Source organism: Paenibacillus sp. ALJ109b, assembly GCF_010747435.1.
Taxonomy (GTDB): Bacteria; Bacillota; Bacilli; order Paenibacillales; family Paenibacillaceae; genus Paenibacillus; species Paenibacillus taichungensis.
The window spans coordinates 124,603-142,263 of the sequence record NZ_JAAIFP010000004.1 but is presented as its reverse complement, the minus strand read 5'-3'; the positions used below and the strand labels follow the sequence as shown (position 1 = coordinate 142,263).

Here is a 17,661-nt window from a genome sequence, read left to right as displayed (position 1 = left end):
TTTCACTCTACTCCTTGTTCATCCCTTTTCATTACAGGTTTATATTCCGGATCGCGCTGATGACTCTAAATAACATGTAATGGAGTTGCGCCATGACGATTAGTCGCAGTCTCTTGTTCTCGCTTAATTGCTGTTTTTTCATTTCACTGTTCACATTCGCCGGTTTCCATTTTGCCGGGTTGCGCAGTCAACGTGATTCTCGCAGATTGATAGGTAACGCGCCCAGGCTGATGAACACTAAAAGTGCTTTCCGCCTCCTGATTACCGTTGCTGCATCCTTCGTCTTCTGGACGCTCTTGAATCGTTTCGCCCTGGATCCGGATGCGTCGGTTTTTTTGAGCCACAAGACCAAGCTCATCCGTCCGATGAATTTACCTGTCTGGCTAACTATGCTGAACGTTCACGTCATCTTCGCCTGCATCGCAATCGCTGCGGGAGTCATAAACTTTGCTAGTGCCAAGCTCCGTAAGTACCGGAAGATGCATCGTATTCTCGGCTACGTCTATGTCGTCGCCGTACTGGCCGTATGCATCACATCAGGCTATATGGCTCCTTTTGCGACCGGAGGCAAGGTCGTGAGTATAGCCTTCAATTTGCTTAATATCATTTAGATATTTATAACAGTGAACGCATACTTGCATATTCGACAAGGACGGGTTGAAAACCACCGCCGCTGGATGATCCGCAGCTACGCGTTCTGCTTTACAAATCAGATAATACATACGCTTATGCTTCTCTTCATCAACGCGCTGGGAATGAGCTACGAGGTACGGCGAGTGTTATAGGAACGATCGTACTTCTTTTCTTGGCGGCGGAATGGACCATTCGGAGACGAAAGGCTGGCGAGCAGGCTTCGTAAAATATGGAATATTACTTTGCCTGGGATTAAGCCTACCATTGTTATTTTGCTAATTTTACAAATCGGGAAGATGCTCTGATGAATCTTTGATTATAGATTGATTCCTAATAGAAAAATATCAGTATATCTTTTTTCATTTTCACAGTAGTTATACAAAATAATATAAATAGGAGTGAATATCGTGTCTGTTACCAAATCAAAAGCATTTTTTATTTCCATCCTAGCTTTAGGGATTTTTGGAATCATTAATACAGAGATGGGTATTATCGGGATATTGCCACTCATTGCTGAAAACTTTGGAGTTAGCGTTTCAACTGCAGGCCTGCTTGTTAGCCTATTCGCACTCGCAGTTGCAATTTCAGGTCCAATCTTGCCATTGTTATTCTCAGGATTTAACCGTAAAGGTGTTATGCTTCTTGCTATCGGGCTATTTGTGGTTAGTAACGTTGTTTCTATGTTTGCCCCCAATTTTTCAATAGCCTTAATAGCAAGAATTGTTCCTGCATTCCTACATCCGGTTTACGTGTCTGTTGCCTTTACTGCAGCTGCTTCCTCAGTTAGTCCAGAAATGGCTCCAAAAGCAATCGGTCGTGTATTCATGGGTCTCACCGCGGGTATGATTATTGGAATTCCAATTGCCTCTTTCATTGCGGACTATGCGAATCTTGAGATAGCGATGTTATTCTTTGCTGTTGTAAATGCTTTAACATTCTTGGCCATTCTTCTCTTTGTCCCTTCCCTTCCCGTGAAACAAAAACAGTCTTATGGCTCACAGGTTCGTATTTTGAAGAAAGGTGTTGTTTGGGCAGCCATCTTTGGTGCAATCTTTATCCTTTCTGGTATGTATGCAACATTCAGCTTCTTTGCAGAGTACCTTGGGCGTGTAACGGAAATGTCATCAAATACGATTAGCTTAATGCTTATTCTATTTGGTTTAACAGGGATGATAGGTAATTTACTCGCAGGTAAATTACTTACAAATAATGCGTTAAAGACTGCCTTTGTCTATCCACTCGTGTTTGTTGGTAGTTATTTGGTACTATTCTTGCTCGGATCGTTTACTGTTCCCATGATACTTCTTATTGCTTTCTGGGGCGTATTGTTTACTTTTGGCCTTAATATCTCCCAGTACATGATCACTTCATCCGCGCCCGAAGCACCAGACTTCTCTAACGGTCTGTTCGTAGCGTTTTCAAATCTTGGAGTTACCATTGGTACAATGGTTAGTGGTGCATTTATCAATGGCATGGGTATTCAAAGCGTCATGTGGGTAGGAATTGTCTTCTTGTTACTTGGGTTCTTATCTATCCTATTATTTATACCTCTTACCCGTAAGTCCAATATAAAAGATGCATCCAAGTTAGCAGCTTAATATCTCTCCAACAAAAAAGGTCCTGAGTCGTTTGGTATTCTGGTATTATCCCCTCAAGGTAGACAGTGAAAAAAGAGGTCATGTTAAAATGAACTCAACACTGAAAACCCGAGGGGGTTTTTGCTATGCCAGCTAAAAAAGGCCAAACCTTTAATCAATATAGTGAAGAAACGAAGAAAGAGGCTGTTCGTCTGCGATTGGAAGAAGGTTGGACATACAGTCGGATCATGGAGAAGTTTGGTATTAAGAGTGAGAGCCAGATTATTACTTGGGTTCGGAAAAGCCAAAATGGAGAGAGTTTTGAGGATTATCGAGGACGTTGGACGAAGAAGCATTTTAGCAGTGCAGAAGAAGAAAATGCTTATCTGAAAGCGCAGGTAGAATATCTAAAAAAGCTCAATCCGAATTTGCACGGAGAGGGAAGCTGGATTTCGAAACCCGGTGCCAGTCCGTTCGAGAAATAAGCGAGTGGGCACCTGTGGTTTGGTTGTGTAAAATGGCTGAAATTTCTCGTGCAGGTTACTACTAATGGAAGAAGAACATCGTCCTCAGAGACAAACGAGCAGATCGGGATGCGGATCTAAAAGCACATATTTTAGGCATTCACCGGCTTCGTTCTTATTTTGGCTACAAACGTATGCGAACCGCGTTAGGAAAGGAAGGCCTCGTGGTGAATCACAAAAAGGTACGCCGCTTAATGAGAGAACTCCAGATTCGTTCCGTGATTCGCAAGAAACGTCCATTGGCTGGCCGGAAACCGTCCGTTCTGTTCCGTAATGTCTTAAATAGAGAATTCTCGGCGGCAGCTCCTTTGCAGAAGCTCGTGACGGATATTACGTATGTCCGGATTGGGCATGATTTTGCTTATCTCTCGGTTGTGATGGATCTATACAACAACGAGATTGTAGCTTGGGAACTCTCCGAGCGAAATGACTTAAAACTCGTTATGGACACGGTGAAGAAACTGAAATGTGGACCTGCCTTGCTCCATTCCGACCAGGGGTTCCAGTATACAACACAGAGCTATGCCAAGTTGCTTGAAGAGAAGAAGCTAACAGGAAGCCATTCTCGGCGTGGGAACTGCTATGACAATGCATGTATTGAGTCGTTCTTCTCCCACTTAAAGACGGAGAAGTTGTATTTGGAGAAGCCTCAGAATCTGGAGCAAGCAAGGAACCAAATTACAGAGTATATTTTGTTTTACAACAAGGAACGTTTCCAAAACAAACTCGACGACCTCTCCCCGATTGAATTCAGGGAAAAAGTCGCCGCTTAATGGAATTTCTCTTTTTTTATTGTCTACTTGACGGGGCTATGACCATGATCGGCTGCTTTTTTTAAAACTAACAGGAAAATTTTTCTTGCATAGGTATACTCCTACTATGCGATTATCGCTTGGTTCAAATCGCCAGTACCTCAGACTTTTGGTTTAAATTATCCTTGTACACTAATATCAGATTTTTTCCGCATAGATAAAGATAATACTGCTGGAATGATTCCAAGCGCAACACCGATGGCGCCAATAAAACCTACGGCTTGAAGCGATATGTTTTCCACTACTATACCCCCAATTACGGCACCACCAGCCATGCCCAATTGTAAGATTGAAGTGTTCAAGCTCAAGACGATTCCCGAGGCTTTTGGTGCCATAGCAATCAAATATACCTGTTGGACAGGACCTGTTGACCAGGCAAAAAAGGACCACAACATAAGTAAAGGCAACACAAAGTACACGGAAGTATGGGCGAATCCTGTGATTAAAAGCAAAATTCCGGAATGGAAAAGCAGGCCGCCAATCATTGTACGAGGGATACCCCATTTGTCTGCACCATAGCCTCCAACTTGGGAACCAAGAAGACTGGCAATACCGAATGCAAAGAGCCCAATACTAATCATTCGGTCACTCATTCCAGTAATGTTTAGAAGGAATGGGGAGATATACGTGTAAACGATTGTATAACCCATTATCCAGAAAAATCCAATAGATAAGGCGATAGCGATTCGAGGCGTTCTAAGCAGGGATAGCTGTTCCCGTAGGGGTACAGGAGTCTCTCCCTTAGACTTGGGAATTGTCAATAGAAGAACAAACATTGCGATTAAGCTGAGCACGCCGATCCCCGTGAAAATGAGCTTCCAATCATATGAACCAGCAATCACTCTTCCCAGAGGAACACCAAGAATTAGCGCAAGGTTAAAGCCTAAAAGAACTGTAGCAATTGCACTTCCTTGCTTGCCCTGTTGAGCGGTGTTGGCAGCTACGGTCAGGGCCACCACCATAAATACACCCGTGCCAACTGCCAGTATAATTCTAGCTCCCAGCAGCATAGAGAAGCCAGTTGTTAAAATCGTGACTAGATTTCCTATGAAAAATAGCGTCAAAGCAGCCAGCATGAGCTTTCTTCGATCCATTTTTGCAGTCATTGCGATCAAAATTGGAGTGCCTATTGCGTAAGCAAGTGAATAGACAGTGATGAGTTGCCCAGCTGCTGCCAGTGTCACCCCGGTATCGCCTGCTACCCTATCCAATATACCTGAGATTACAAATTCAGATGTTCCTACCAAAAAACTGACCATGGCCAGAACATAAATTTTCCAAGAATTTCTCATGTTAAAATCCCTCACATTCATTTCCTCAGTTTTAGAACTGTCGAACTAAAGTTTAATATTGAGCTGTACCTTATTGGCTTACTTACAGTCCTCTTATTTTCTTGCTAGCTCCTTATGAACAATGGGTGCAACTTTTGTACCAAGAAACTCGATCGTCCGCAGCAATTCCAAATGAGACAGTGAACTGAAATCAACGTACATAAGGAAACGGGTCAAACTTAATTTCTCTTGAGCAAGTAGAATCTTCTCCGCCACATATTCTGGATCTCCAACATATAGAGCACCACGCAGGTTGCAAGCTTCTTTGAACGTGTCACGAGTGTAAGGTGCCCACCCTCGTTCTCGTCCAATTTTATTCATCTGTTCAGCCATAACGGGAAAGTAATTTTTAGCGGCTATTTCAAACGATTCCGCAATAAAACCATGGGAATGGGATGCAATCTGTAACTTGCTGGGATCATACCCAGCTTTCTTAGCAGCTTCCTTATATAGCTCCACCAATGGTGCAAAACGTTCTGGCATTCCACCGATAATCGAGAAGATAACAGGAAGTCCTAACTTACCAGCTCGAACCGCCGACTCAGGACTGCCGCCAGTAGCTATCCATACTGGCAATGGGTCCTGCTCAGCACGGGGATATACGCCCATATTATTTATAGCTGGACGATGTCCACCACTCCATTGCACCTTTTCATCAGCTCGTATTTTTAATAATAGTTCAAGTTTCTCTTCGTACAACTCTTCATAATCGTTCAAGTCATATCCGAATAGTGGAAACGATTCAACAAAAGAGCCACGTCCAGCCATGATCTCGGCTCGCCCTTTAGATAGAACGTCCAGTGTTGCGAAATCCTGATATACACGGACAGGATCATCCGAAGAGAGCACTGTTACAGCGCTAGATAGCCGTATCCGCTTAGTTGTAGATGCTGCAGTCGCAAGAATGACCGCCGGTGATGAGCTTGTATAGTCGATTCGATGATGTTCTCCAATAGCATACACATCGAGCCCAACCTGATCAGCCAGTTGAATTTCCTCGATCGCTTGTCGTAGCCTCTCTGCCGGGGATACACTACCATGTTCTGGATTTGTATGGAGAAAGGTGGTGATTCCTAGTTCCATAATTGACTTTTCTTTCATTCTCATTCGCTCCTTTTTCATTTCTTCACTTCTAGAAATGTAGAAATGTTACTTAAAAAAATTTACGCCAGCAAATAAGGCGCAAATTTCTCTGCCACTTCCTGATTAACACTATAGTGGACAAATGATCCACTCTTAGATGAATTGATTAAGCCAGAGTCGGTTAATTGCTTCAGGTGGTGTGACAATGTTGAACCAGCAACGGTTTTTAGTCGTTCACCAATAGCTGTAAAACATTGATTACTCTCTTTGGCTAACATCACTGCGATTTTTAAACGTGTGGGTTCGCCTAAAGCTTTATATACTTTGACCGCCTGAACCATTTCCATTTCCATTTCGTTTTCAGCCACGGGAACATAATCTCCTTTCTAAGCGTCATTCTACATTTCTATAAGTGTCGAAGTGATTATAGCACCCTATTGTTGAAATGTAAAGGGACTACATTATCGCTTAACCTGCCTGAAGAACAGATAGTGTGCTGTCGCCATGCTAACGCTCGTTAGCTTAACGAAAAAAAGCTGACTTGATTATATGGCTGTATCATAAGCGTTCTAATGGGGATTCACGGCAACTCTATGCTTCCAATTTCAACTCGCAGCAATATTTGTGTTCCGAAAAGCAAAGAAACAACGAAAATTAAGCAATTCCCTGCACACTTATGGGTTAAAAACGGTTTTCTTTATAGGTAAAGTTTCTAGAAATTGGCGTGAAGAAAAGAAAGATGATTATCAAGAAACATTTCAAGGTAAGCTGTTAAAGGCTCTATCTCCTTGTACTCGTTTATTTACATATACAAGGATTTACTTCTTTTCGTGAACATTGAAATACATCGTACTTTAGATATTCCGTAAAATGTTTGAACTAACCTGCCCGTTAGTTGAACAAAAGCAGCCGATCACGTTGGTCAGCTGCTTTGTTGGTTTTATTGAGCTATCGTTTCCCACTAGTTAAAGTAATTCACCAAAACTAAAAAATTGTTCAATTAACGAATTGAAGGCCAAGACCCTTGCATTTTTCTTAATTGAATAATTTGCCCTGTATGATAAGCATCATGAAGCATGATGTCAAGCAATTTACCCTCAAGTGAATTTTGGTCAAGCTTTTCATCGGAAATTGTACTTAATACCTTTCTTAAATTGTGTTGAGCGTTTTCGGCACGTTCAACGACTTTTTTCCATTCCATATCGTCATTAGGCTGATTGGTCAGAGAGAATGTTTCATCACCGTCAAGATTATTTGTCCATTCTCTGCCTTCCAAGTTTGTAGCAAGTCTCTCTTTATAATAAATGAGATGGTTAACGTTCTCCCAAATTGTTTTAGTTGCCTTTCCAGATGGTTTCCAGTTAGCCTGTTCGGCTGTAAGTCCTTCTATTGCATGTTTAAACGGGGCATACCAGCTCTCTTTATCGAAAGTTGAATCCAGGACGTTTAAAAGCAAGTCAATTCGTTGCAAAGTCCTCTCCTCCTTTATAGTTACAAGACCTTTCTAACAAATGAATCAATCTGTTTAAGATTCTACATTTCGATAAAACATCCTGCCCATTGACTCGTTTGTTAATCTCATTCTACAATCTGGCCCGATTGTTGAAAAAGATCTACTGACGATTGTTCAAATAAACTGCCCGTTAGTTTAATGAGTTAACAGGCAAAAAGCGATTTGATATAGGCCTAATCTGAAATAGAAACATGTTCCTGTCCATTCCGGTAATCGGTACAAGTTCTTGTCCTCGACTCGGGACAAAAACTTGTACTAATAAAACAAAAAATTATCTAAGCCCAAGACCGTCTGAATAAAGACTACAATTATTCCTCTCAATAATACTTTGGAATGTATACCATTCCTTTATAGGAAATGATTCACAAGCGCTTGGGTCCTGTTTAACTTCTGAACTGGTTTAGTGTTCGATAGGTCGTGAGGGTCGATTATTTCTTCCGATTGGGCTTGCTTCAGGCCTAATACGTCTAACATGACCGGATCGGAACCTTCCTCTGCATTTAAGTATACTATTGTGATTTTCTCCTCTTGGCCTTCCCTGTTTAATCGACCAATGACTTGCTCATGCACCTTAGGCGACCAATCCAACTCTCCGAACAATATAGTCGAGCAGCGATACTGCAAACCGTCCAACCCTGCACCGCTACGCAACGATAGTATGAATACATTTGTTGCCCCTTGGACAAACCGCCTAATTGATTCGTTCTTCTGCATATTTGACTCACTGCCCGTATACATAGCTGGTCGATAATCTGCCAATTCATTAAGCCATATCTCATAAACATCACGATGCCATCCGACAAGAAGCAGGGGGATGTTTGCTTCCAACAACTGTTTCGCATATTGCGCAACACCTGCAGCCTTAGCCACACCAGTTGCCTGTCTCATCAAAAGGTCCAACTCACGAGCTGCTGGACCACATTCCAGATATGTCCCTTGGGAAGCTTTTAAGGCAAGTTGTTTTGCTTGTGCTTTCACTGATTTTAACTTTGATAGATCGGGCTCGATCATCTCGACAATCCGGTTGATGGAGGGCAACTGTTGTCCAACTTCGCTTTTCGTCCGCCGGAGCATGATATTCTGCTCGCGAAGGAAACTGCCTAGTACAACCGGGTCATGAACTTTCCGATCATTACGGCACCATTCCCGAATAAACTCTGAATAGGTTCCCAAAAGGTCGGGGTCGAGGAATTGTAATACATTCCAGATCTCAGTACCGTAGTTGTAAATCGGTGTTGCCGAAAGACCCAACCGAAATTCTGCTGCATCGGACAAAATTTTCGCGGCCTCACCTTTATTACTGGTGTGACCTGTTCGAAGTTCTTGAATTTCGTCATAAATGACACATTGGAAGTTACCGTCTGCAAAAAAGTTCTTCCAACCGGCAAGCTGGCTATACTTGAACAAATAAACATCTGCAACGGGGAGCGAATACGGTCTTGTTCTTTCAATTTTATGAACAATAAGCTCCGTGAAGGATTCAATCTTCTCTTTCCATTGGTCTTGGAGATGCGCCTGAATGACAACAGCAGCAGGATGTGTATCCGGTTCCAGCAGCATGCCAGCCGCTGCGTATGTCTTTCCAAGACCAACATCATCACCGAGAAGCAGAGAACGGCGTTCTAAGCACAGATCGATAGCCTGTGATTGATAGTGGCGAATCTTTTGTCCAAGTTTAAGTCCCGTGCGCAGGATGGGATCATAATCTGGAGTGAGTATCTGTTCCATGTACGCTTTATTCTCAAAGAACTTATTGTTGCCACGCAATAGCTTAGCCCTGTCTTCAGAAGTTATCTCCATCGGAAATCGCTGAATAAACCAGGCTAGATCCGCGCATATATTCGATCTGTTCGAAAACAGAAATGTGCCCACTTGTTTCATTGAAACCCGTGGAAACAGCTGCTTCAAGCGAATCGCAACATGCGGATGAACTTCGCTTAACTTCCATCTTCCGCTCACTAACTCTAGTTTTCCATACATCGTTCCCAATCAACCCCACCTTCCAATAGATCATATTATGCCAGCACTGCGTTCATCCATAATTCCCTCAATCTATCCCTTGATAAGTCGGATTTCTTGCATGATCTGTTCCCTCTTACTCTCCCTCAACGAATAGAGTACAGGTGCTGTAGGGATCTCAAACTTCAGATGAGAATGAGGAATTTCCATCAATAAAGTTCCAATAGGCTTTTGGCTTTTTTTACTACGCACAACATTCCAAAAGATCCTGGATCTATTTTCCTCGGATCCCCATTTTTCAAGCGAATTTCGGAATAGTAAACATTTGCCGATAACGAAGTCATCGTCCTTGAGGGGTTCGGTTGCTTCGAAGCCGACGTCCTCAAGGCCATCAAATAGTGCTGGCATCAGCTGGTCCAAATACAGCCCATAGGCAGCATCTTCGATCTCACGAAAAGCGACCATTAGTTGATCGTGCATCGAATCGTACAAGGGCTTCCAAGCCGATTCAATATACCGATTTCCTACTTGGCCAATCTCCTCGATTGTCATCTCGTAATGGAATACTGGGTTAAAAGTCATTTTTATTCCTCCTTGATTCGATTTATCTTCATCATACAACATACAAGCGAATTGGAAGGTTTTTTGGAAATGTCCAAATAAAATCAACATAAATACGAGATAAACGTTACAATAGTTTTAATGTTCTTTTATTCATTAGAAAGGCGGGATTACATAGGCATGCGACCAAAAAAACTTGCGAATCAATTTAGGATAAGCGCTAACACTTTGCGAAACTACGAAGCGAAGGGGTTAATCCCCCCTGCTGAGCGTTCTGCCAATGGATATCGTATGTATACGGAACAGCATGAGGCCTATCTAGCATGTATTCAAGCCATGGCCCCTGCATTCGGAATGGAAGTGACCACCGAGGTGCTTCATGGTCTCCAAAGAAATGAGTTGGACGATGCATTGTGGATCGTTAGGGAAAGGGAGGTCATGCTGCATCGGGAGAAAGGAAGTTTGGATCAGCTGGTAAGGGAATTGAATTCATATGCCGACGGAAGTCAAACTTACGAATTTAACCAATGCTTCCGCATCAACGAGGTCTCTAGACGGACGGGAGTCCCTAAATCAGCGATCCGTTACTGGGAGGCAAGTGGCCTTTTCACTACTGCGCGTGACTCTGATAACCAATACCGTCTATATAATGAAGCTCACCTATTTAAAATTAAGATGATCCAGATATTACAAAGCGCTGTTTATTCCGAGGAGACCGTAATCTTAAAGCAATCAATTGCACTTGTAGAATTCCAAAACATCGAACAGGCGATGAAGCTTGCAGAAAATATCCGAACTTATCTGAACAAAACGATTAAACTTCAGATGAGAGGTCTCTACTTCCTACAGCGATTGATTCGATCACTAGATTTTTAAGATATAACCGAAACCCCGTACTCAATGTCTATTCTAAAGCACATAAACGATTCAAGTATACTTGATTGACCGACCGATTGAAGATTTTAGCAACAAATATAACTGTACTTTTAATTCTCTTTGAATCGTGATATGGACGTCTTCTAGATCTCTAAGCGCACACAAGATCCGTTTCTTCGATATGTAGGCACACTTGTCTCTAGTAAAAAAGACTCCTCACGCTTTCATTTATATGTTGCAATGCAACACCGAATAGTTTTTGGATCCATAAAATTCAAACGCCTGTCTTTACTAAGTAAAATGAATTGCGGATAGTTACTTTACAAACAGTAAATATCCGTTTTAAAACTAATATTCTTATTCTGTTCCAACTCTCCATGCAAATGTTTGGATAATAATCCAATCGGAAATTGGCTTATAACCATTCTAACGTCATACTTATTGCATTTTGGGCTATACTTACTCATTGATTATTAGATATGCATCTAATCTTAAATGGGAATATGTTCTTGTCCCTCGACAGTTACGCCTCTCACTAGCATAACTTAGGCAATCTGAACTTCCGGATTACTATAAGATGATATCTCAGTTCTTGGTAGTGGATTGGATTTTCTTTTCAATAACCAATTTGGACGGGGTAACATCATTGCCTTCTGATACCGCAAGCATCGACCTTTGTTTATATTTATAGAACTAGGTTTAGTTTCGTGGAATTTTTAATCGCATTATATTTAGTAAGCTAAGTAACATATCGTACAAATAGAGAGTTATACTATATTCCTCTCCATTTGTTGCATTAGCTTTCTTAATAACAAACGGTCTTCTGCAGATATGGATTGAAGCAATTTCTTTTGCTGCTCCCTCCATTTGACTTCAACTGGTTTTTCTAATTCTTTTCCTTTGTCGGTTAGAAAAATACGCATTATCCTTGCATCTTGTACATCACGTTTACGATATATAAATCCGTTCTGCTCCAGTGATTTGACCATATTCGTTACTGTTGGTGGCTCGCATTTTAAGTGTTCACATAATTGCATCTGTGTTACTCCGTCACCCAACCACAGACGATACAGCAAATTATCTTGTCCTACATAAAGATTAAGTTCCCTCAGAGACTCGCTATAATTTCGACGCATTTGGGAGGAAATCCGATCTAAAGACTGTCGAATGTCACAATCTACTGCATCTGTCATAACTTATACCTCCCTGATGATATTTAGCAGACTAAATGTATCATGTCGATATTAAAGTGTCAATTCACCTTCAAGCACACGCTTATCGGGGTATCTCCAGTATTTTGAAGTACATTATTTATAGCAAATATCTTCACTAAAGATTATTCTGGATGTGACAAAATTTCTAAAAAAACGACAGACAGACATTATTTCGTGTCCTCATCTGCCGCTCTCTAGATAGTTTCAAAATTGTTGATTTAGGAATTATATATTTCTCTATTTAAATTAACGGTTTCTTTATGCGAATACCCACCAGAAGCCGCGATTAGCTTTTCCATTACTTTATCCCGCAGCATTGGGGCTTGTTCTTTATTTGCCTTTTCAAGTGCTACCGTTAGTTCCTCTTTGTTTAGTTCTGTACAATATGCCGGTGTTCCTGGCTGCTGTCTCCATGAATCACTTAAACTCCCGCTATCAACTGTATCGAAACCTAATTCATTGACTATGCTCATAATTGTTCGCTTTTGTTGAAGATCATCACCGGCAATGGCTGCGGCAATGCGACCACTACTGCCTTCAGGTGTACCTTCATGTTCTAAAGTATAGGCTAACAAATTGTTAAAAGCCTTGATGATTGATCTACCTAATTGTTTTGTAACCCAGACACTTTCAACCATTCCGTTCTCAATTTCATCAATTTTTACGCCCATTTGAGGATAGTAATTGGAAGTGTCTACTACAATAACTTCATCAGCAGCTTTTTCTACAACACTACGAATATTAGGTAATGCATGAAGAGGGATAGATACGATAAGAACATCAATATTAGAAATTACATCCTCTACCTTTACAGGAGTCGCGTTAAGTGGTTTTCCTTCCAGCCGTTCTATACCACGAGCATCTGCAATTTTTACATCATGGTTATTATTTACCAACTTTTTTGAAATAGATAATGCAATGGGTCCTGCGCCAATTATTCCAAATCTCATTTTTTTCACTCCTATTTAATATTTCTACACGGAAAAGTTTCAATGATTAATTATTACTTTTTGGCGAATCCTTGCTTATTCAAGTAGTTCATCATTTGGGGCAGAACAATTCTTTGGAGATGATCCTGAATGTGGTCACTCCAACCTTTTACTTTTTTCACGGTGAAAGGGGCTCTTATCGGACGATTTTCATAATACTTCAACATGGTTTCATCATAGAATGCCAAGTTATCTTGATCAAATGGTTGATACTGATTTTCTAGTAGCACCATAGATTGAGGCAAACGAGGTTTCAGTTCAGGTTTATCTCCACCAGGGCTACCTATGCATAATCCCACCAAGGGAATCACATACTTCGGTAAACCCAACACGTCCGATAATTCTTCAATATTAGCTCTAACTCCACCAATGAACACACCGCCAAGTCCCATAGATTCGGCCGCTGTTAACATTTTGTGCCATGAGCCCGGCATCGAATGAACCAATCAATAGAAATTCAATATATTCAATATCTACCTCCGGAGCAATTTGATGATTTCGGTTGAAATCTGCACAAAAAATCCAAAACTCTGCAGCTTCTTCGATATAAGGTTGATCAACACAGAGTTGTCTTACCTTTTTTCGTAGAATAGGATCAGTGATACGAACAATGGAGACGGCCTGTAGGAGGCTAAACGATGAAGTTTGACTCGCAGCCTTAAAAATTGCATCGATTTGTTCCTCAGTCAGGGGTTGAGATGTGTACGAACGAATGGTTATGAAGCAACTCAAGTGTGTGATTCATTGAAATCTCTCCTTTTCTCGGTTATTCAGATTCCCGCCCCGCACCCATATCTGTAAACCAATATCTGTTGAACCCCCACTGTTCTGCTAGTTGAACCATTTCCGTCACATTCTGAAGACTTGTTGTAGCTCCAGTTCCTTTATAAATATGAACGAAATCCAAAATTGATAGCTTGGTCTATTTCCTGTACTCACTTAACACTAACTCCTTTCTTTAATAATTAGCTTGCTAACTATAACCTCAAAAAGTATACTTATTACTTAGCATGCTAACTATAACAAATGAAATTATGGGTATTTCACATTTCAGGTAAACTGATTTTTTTTGTTTTGTTGTTGTTACAATCAATCATATGCGTATTTGTTTCGATTGCAAAGAGGGCAATTTAGATGAACATAGTACATCTTTTTGTACCTTTAGATAGGGGTGGGTTCAATGAGGGTTTGTAATGAAGGATTTGATCAAAATTTCATGGATGAAAATAAAGATATGTACGCGATAGCCTTTACCCAGAATATCTTATCAGGGCGCTGGAAGTATTTTATTTTGTGGTATCTAAAAACCGAAACACGTCGTTACTCGGATATCAAAAAATTCCTTGGAGATCTATCTCAAGGCTCTTTAACGAAGCAACTTAAAGAATTGGAGAACAGTGGAATCATTAAACGTGATGTTTATCCGGAAATCCCCCCTAGAGTAGAATATTCGTTAACAGATAAGGGAACCAAATTACTACCTATCCTTGAAAAGATGGAAGACTTCGGTAGACAATTTGGCGAATAAAAATTGTTTGATTATTTAAATGAAGTATTTCGTAAATGAGTATGTATCTCTAGTAAAGCGAGATAAAAGCTGCAGTTAATCTTCTGATCAGCTGCCGCTGTGTAGTTCTGACTATCGTTTCCCGTTAGTTGAATGAATATTTTACTTTTATAATTTCCAAATGCTCTTCTCTAAAAATAATCAAAAGTGGGGCTCGAATATTAATATGTTCTTATTATGTTGCATTAAGAATGAATTGTCCTTCTTCAGCTTTAATTACAAAGAAGTACTTTGTATCTCTAATCAGGTCATCTAAAGGCTTGCTGGTCCTTTCTGGGACAAGGCCATCATTAATGATGCAATAGTAACCGAAACGTTCCTCTTGTTTTCCTGCTGAAAAACTGTCGATTGACCTGTTCTATAAATGGAACTATACTTTGTAGCAAAGAAGGTGAGTAGATGAAACAAATAAGCAGTCGCTTTTCGATGGCAGTCCATATTCTCTCGATGATTACGTTGAATCCCATATATAGTACAGGTGATCGAATTGCACGTAGCATCAATAGTAACCCTGTTGTAATTAGAAGGATTATGGCCCAGCTCAAAAAAGCAGGGTATATTGAAACAAAACCAGGAGTTGCGGGGGCCTCCCTTCTGGTATCGCCCGAAAGATTAACTCTGCTGGATATCTTTCAAGCGGTCGAATCTGTGGAAGGAAATCAGCTTTTCAATTTTCACAAGAATACTGACCCCAATTGCTCTGTAGGTATGAACATTGAATCGATACTATTACCAAAACTCTCTAATGCGCAGAAGGTAATGGAGCATGAACTGGCTTCTGTTACCCTAGCTCAAATTGTGGAGCAAATACGAACAGAGGAAAATGTAAAATAAAGCTGCTCCTACGGTGTATGGAGTAGCTTTATTTTACATTTTTTAATTTTTCACCAATCAAACAGTAGCTTGCGCAGGCTCTACATATTCAATAAAACTGCCATCGGGATGCTGCACAAAAATGCTTGGACCAATAGGACCACACTGATCCCTTATTATAAGGGTATTTTGTTTTTTTAATTCTTCCTTCAATTCGTTCATGGAATCCACATACACCACGGCACGGAGTGATTTAGCAGGCTCCATGGCATCGGGACTTCCAGATACAATAACGTAAGGATAGACTGTGGCTAAAGATAAGCCAGCTTCAGGAATGTCCCACGTCCGATCCATAGATCGGTTAGCAAGAGATTCATAATAAGCAACGGTTGATTCAAGTTGCTCGGTAAAAACGGGGATAAAATGATTTAAGATTTTCATGTTAGCCTCCAATTTTTTGTTTTCTAATTATAACCACAATAGTTATAACTGTTTTAGTTATACAAAAACATCTTGATTCTGTCAATTTTTTTGATGAGTATTCTCATGATTTTGCATACTTGTTTCGTCTACTTGAGATCTGTTTGGTCACTCGATTCCTGGCAATGGCATCGTTCTCTGACGCCTTAGCTTGGCATCTCTTTTCTACTACACAAAGGGTTTGATAGCTGAGTTTTTCAAACCAAGCAAAAAACACGGGCATGTTTTTCCCTCTACTTCCTAACTGTGCTGAAGTAAGATTCTACGTTTAGATATACATCTAATCGGCAATCAGGCTATGTTCTTGTCCATTCCGGCAATCGGTACAAGTTCTTGTCCTTGGCTCGGGACACGAACTTGTACCGATAAAATAAAAAAGCCGCTTAAATAGCGACTTCAATGGGAATATGTTCATGTCACTCGACAATTTTCTTCTACACTTCTTCATGCCCACTCCACCTCTGCTCCTTAAACTTCCCTATCATTTATTGTAATTCATACTCAACACTAAGTCACTTTCTCTACTAACTACAGCATCTTTCAAAGGACCATCAAGAATAACTCCCAAAGCAACATCTTTTCCTCGAAAACTTGCGGCTGAATTGGCTTAATCAGATATTGAAAGGTGATGACATCGAAGCTCTCCACCATGTATTCCGGGTAACTGGTCAAGAACATAATCTGTACATCCAGAAACTTCATGTTCCTGATCTCTTTAGCGGTCTGAATCTCGTTCATTCCGCCCATCTCCACATCCAAGATGAGAATATGAAATGTATCCCCAGTATCTCTGTAGTGCGAGAGCAGTTGTTCACCAGATGTGAATAGGCTTAATTTGAAAATCAAATTTGGTTTTTATGGCGGTAATATCGTATTACCTTGCGATACATCGTCTTGTCCTTTAATTGATTGAATATAAATGGGTCCGGTTTGACATTTACCTCTATAATCCAGGGTTTCAGACTGTGGTCAAGGCCGATATCCACACCGATTTGCATTAGATAAGGGTACTTTTTTTTCATATGACGAGCTATGCGCAGGCTAAGCTCATTCATCTCCTGAACCAGTGCATTCCTGCGTTTTGTGGATGCATGCGATTGTAGCAGCTTGTGAATATCCATCGGTGTACCACCACTATGATAATTGGTTACGATTTTCTTTGGATGACCCAGTCGGCCGATGATTCCGGTAGCTTCCCAATGTTTGGTCGGGCTTAGCTGTATCATGACTCGGATGTCAAAACGTCTGTTATTGTGCTTAAGCAGATGGATTCCTCTCTGAATCAGATAACTTCTTTTATGCACCAAACGAGTCAGACTGCTATAAAACGATTCAAAGCTGTCAAACGTCAGGCGTTTTTGCTCTATCTGATAGACAAAATGTTGATGACTGTCCATCTCGGCCTTAATAACACCCATCCCGAAAGTACCTCTCTCGGGTTTGACATAGACCATTCCATATTTGCTGATCATGGATTTCAGATTCGTTTTGTTATATTTCTGTGTGTCGGGGATAAACGGTTTAATTGATTCATTATTAATGATCAATTTTGTTTTTAACCACTTGCTTCTTAACGGCTGCAATTTATCAACTCCCATGTCGTAAACTCTCCCTTCAGCAACCGCATCAAAGCTCGCTGTTTGATCAAGATCCTGCATGCATTATATGTAATACTGATAAAGGAACCCTCAACAAAAGCCCCTATTCGTAAAAAATGTATATTTGCACA

The 17,661-nt window shown here is 40.8% G+C and carries 14 protein-coding genes and 5 pseudogenes; 7 read left to right on the top strand and 12 right to left on the bottom strand.

Features of this window, described 5'->3' with window-relative positions:
* The first annotated feature begins 92 nt into the window (after window positions 1-92).
* The 4 genes and pseudogenes from G3352_RS31545 to G3352_RS03735 all read left to right on the top strand — a co-directional run bounded on the left by G3352_RS31545 (window position 93) and on the right by G3352_RS03735 (window position 3,507).
* A pseudogene (locus G3352_RS31545) lies at window positions 93-785 on the top strand (DUF2306 domain-containing protein).
* Window positions 786-842: 57 nt separating this feature from the next.
* Window positions 843-935: pseudogene (locus G3352_RS31050) on the top strand (sugar ABC transporter permease); the annotation flags it as partial.
* Between the two features lie 105 nt (window positions 936-1,040).
* Window positions 1,041-2,231, top strand: a complete 1,191-nt coding sequence (locus tag G3352_RS03740; protein WP_345940711.1) for an MFS transporter — start codon at window positions 1,041-1,043, stop codon at window positions 2,229-2,231.
* Window positions 2,232-2,356: 125 nt separating this feature from the next.
* A pseudogene (locus G3352_RS03735) lies at window positions 2,357-3,507 on the top strand (IS3 family transposase).
* A 158-nt stretch (window positions 3,508-3,665) separates the two neighbouring features.
* Here G3352_RS03735 and G3352_RS03730 read toward each other — a convergent pair.
* The 6 genes from G3352_RS03730 to G3352_RS03705 form a co-directional block, all read right to left on the bottom strand.
* Entirely contained in the window at window positions 3,666-4,838 is a 1,173-nt protein-coding gene (locus G3352_RS03730) for an MFS transporter (protein WP_163753916.1), read from the bottom strand.
* A gap of 93 nt (window positions 4,839-4,931) precedes the next feature.
* On the bottom strand, window positions 4,932-5,978 hold the full coding sequence (locus tag G3352_RS03725; protein ID WP_205524691.1) for an Atu2307/SP_0267 family LLM class monooxygenase: 1,047 nt from the start codon (window positions 5,976-5,978) through the stop codon (window positions 4,932-4,934).
* 62 nt (window positions 5,979-6,040) lie between these two features.
* Entirely contained in the window at window positions 6,041-6,313 is a 273-nt protein-coding gene (locus tag G3352_RS03720) for an ArsR/SmtB family transcription factor (RefSeq protein WP_163754744.1), read from the bottom strand.
* A 647-nt stretch (window positions 6,314-6,960) separates the two neighbouring features.
* Window positions 6,961-7,431: a DinB family protein gene (locus G3352_RS03715; RefSeq protein WP_163753914.1), complete on the bottom strand. Its 471-nt coding sequence runs from the start codon at window positions 7,429-7,431 to the stop codon at window positions 6,961-6,963.
* A 390-nt stretch (window positions 7,432-7,821) separates the two neighbouring features.
* On the bottom strand, window positions 7,822-9,453 hold the full coding sequence (locus tag G3352_RS03710) for an SNF2-related protein (protein WP_163753912.1): 1,632 nt from the start codon (window positions 9,451-9,453) through the stop codon (window positions 7,822-7,824).
* A gap of 72 nt (window positions 9,454-9,525) precedes the next feature.
* Window positions 9,526-10,014, bottom strand: a complete 489-nt coding sequence (locus tag G3352_RS03705; RefSeq protein WP_163753910.1) for a DUF6022 family protein — start codon at window positions 10,012-10,014, stop codon at window positions 9,526-9,528.
* Window positions 10,015-10,173: 159 nt separating this feature from the next.
* Here G3352_RS03705 and G3352_RS03700 point away from each other — a divergent pair, with 159 nt between their 5' ends.
* Window positions 10,174-10,869, top strand: coding sequence for a MerR family transcriptional regulator (locus G3352_RS03700; protein WP_205524690.1), 696 nt, complete (start codon window positions 10,174-10,176; stop codon window positions 10,867-10,869).
* Between the two features lie 767 nt (window positions 10,870-11,636).
* Here G3352_RS03700 and G3352_RS03695 read toward each other — a convergent pair.
* The 3 genes and pseudogenes from G3352_RS03695 to nfsA form a co-directional block, all read right to left on the bottom strand.
* The gene (locus tag G3352_RS03695; RefSeq protein ID WP_163753908.1) at window positions 11,637-12,062 is read right to left on the bottom strand and encodes a MarR family winged helix-turn-helix transcriptional regulator; all 426 of its coding nucleotides are present in this window, start codon (window positions 12,060-12,062) and stop codon (window positions 11,637-11,639) included.
* A 239-nt stretch (window positions 12,063-12,301) separates the two neighbouring features.
* Window positions 12,302-13,033 (bottom strand): NADPH-dependent F420 reductase, encoded by a 732-nt coding sequence (locus G3352_RS03690; protein ID WP_163753905.1) that lies wholly within the window; start codon window positions 13,031-13,033, stop codon window positions 12,302-12,304.
* A 53-nt stretch (window positions 13,034-13,086) separates the two neighbouring features.
* Window positions 13,087-13,817, bottom strand: a pseudogene (gene nfsA / locus G3352_RS31540) (oxygen-insensitive NADPH nitroreductase).
* 435 nt (window positions 13,818-14,252) lie between these two features.
* Between nfsA and G3352_RS03680 the strand changes: the two are divergent.
* Window positions 14,253-14,600 carry a winged helix-turn-helix transcriptional regulator gene (locus G3352_RS03680; RefSeq protein ID WP_163753903.1) on the top strand — a complete coding sequence of 116 codons (348 nt, stop codon included), beginning with the start codon at window positions 14,253-14,255 and terminating at the stop codon, window positions 14,598-14,600.
* A 438-nt stretch (window positions 14,601-15,038) separates the two neighbouring features.
* A complete protein-coding gene (locus G3352_RS03675; protein WP_163753901.1) occupies window positions 15,039-15,473 on the top strand; it encodes an Rrf2 family transcriptional regulator in 435 nt (144 codons plus the stop codon).
* A 57-nt stretch (window positions 15,474-15,530) separates the two neighbouring features.
* Here the strand turns inward: G3352_RS03675 and G3352_RS03670 are convergent, their stop codons facing one another.
* From G3352_RS03670 to G3352_RS03660, 3 genes and pseudogenes are all read right to left on the bottom strand, one after another.
* Window positions 15,531-15,893 carry a VOC family protein gene (locus G3352_RS03670; RefSeq protein WP_145321572.1) on the bottom strand — a complete coding sequence of 121 codons (363 nt, stop codon included), beginning with the start codon at window positions 15,891-15,893 and terminating at the stop codon, window positions 15,531-15,533.
* 609 nt (window positions 15,894-16,502) lie between these two features.
* A pseudogene (locus G3352_RS03665) lies at window positions 16,503-16,787 on the bottom strand (response regulator); the annotation flags it as partial.
* Window positions 16,775-17,530, bottom strand: a complete 756-nt coding sequence (locus G3352_RS03660) for a YheC/YheD family protein (protein ID WP_240342920.1) — start codon at window positions 17,528-17,530, stop codon at window positions 16,775-16,777. The pseudogene G3352_RS03665 and the gene G3352_RS03660, both read right to left, overlap by 13 nt.
* Window positions 17,531-17,661 lie beyond the last annotated feature (131 nt).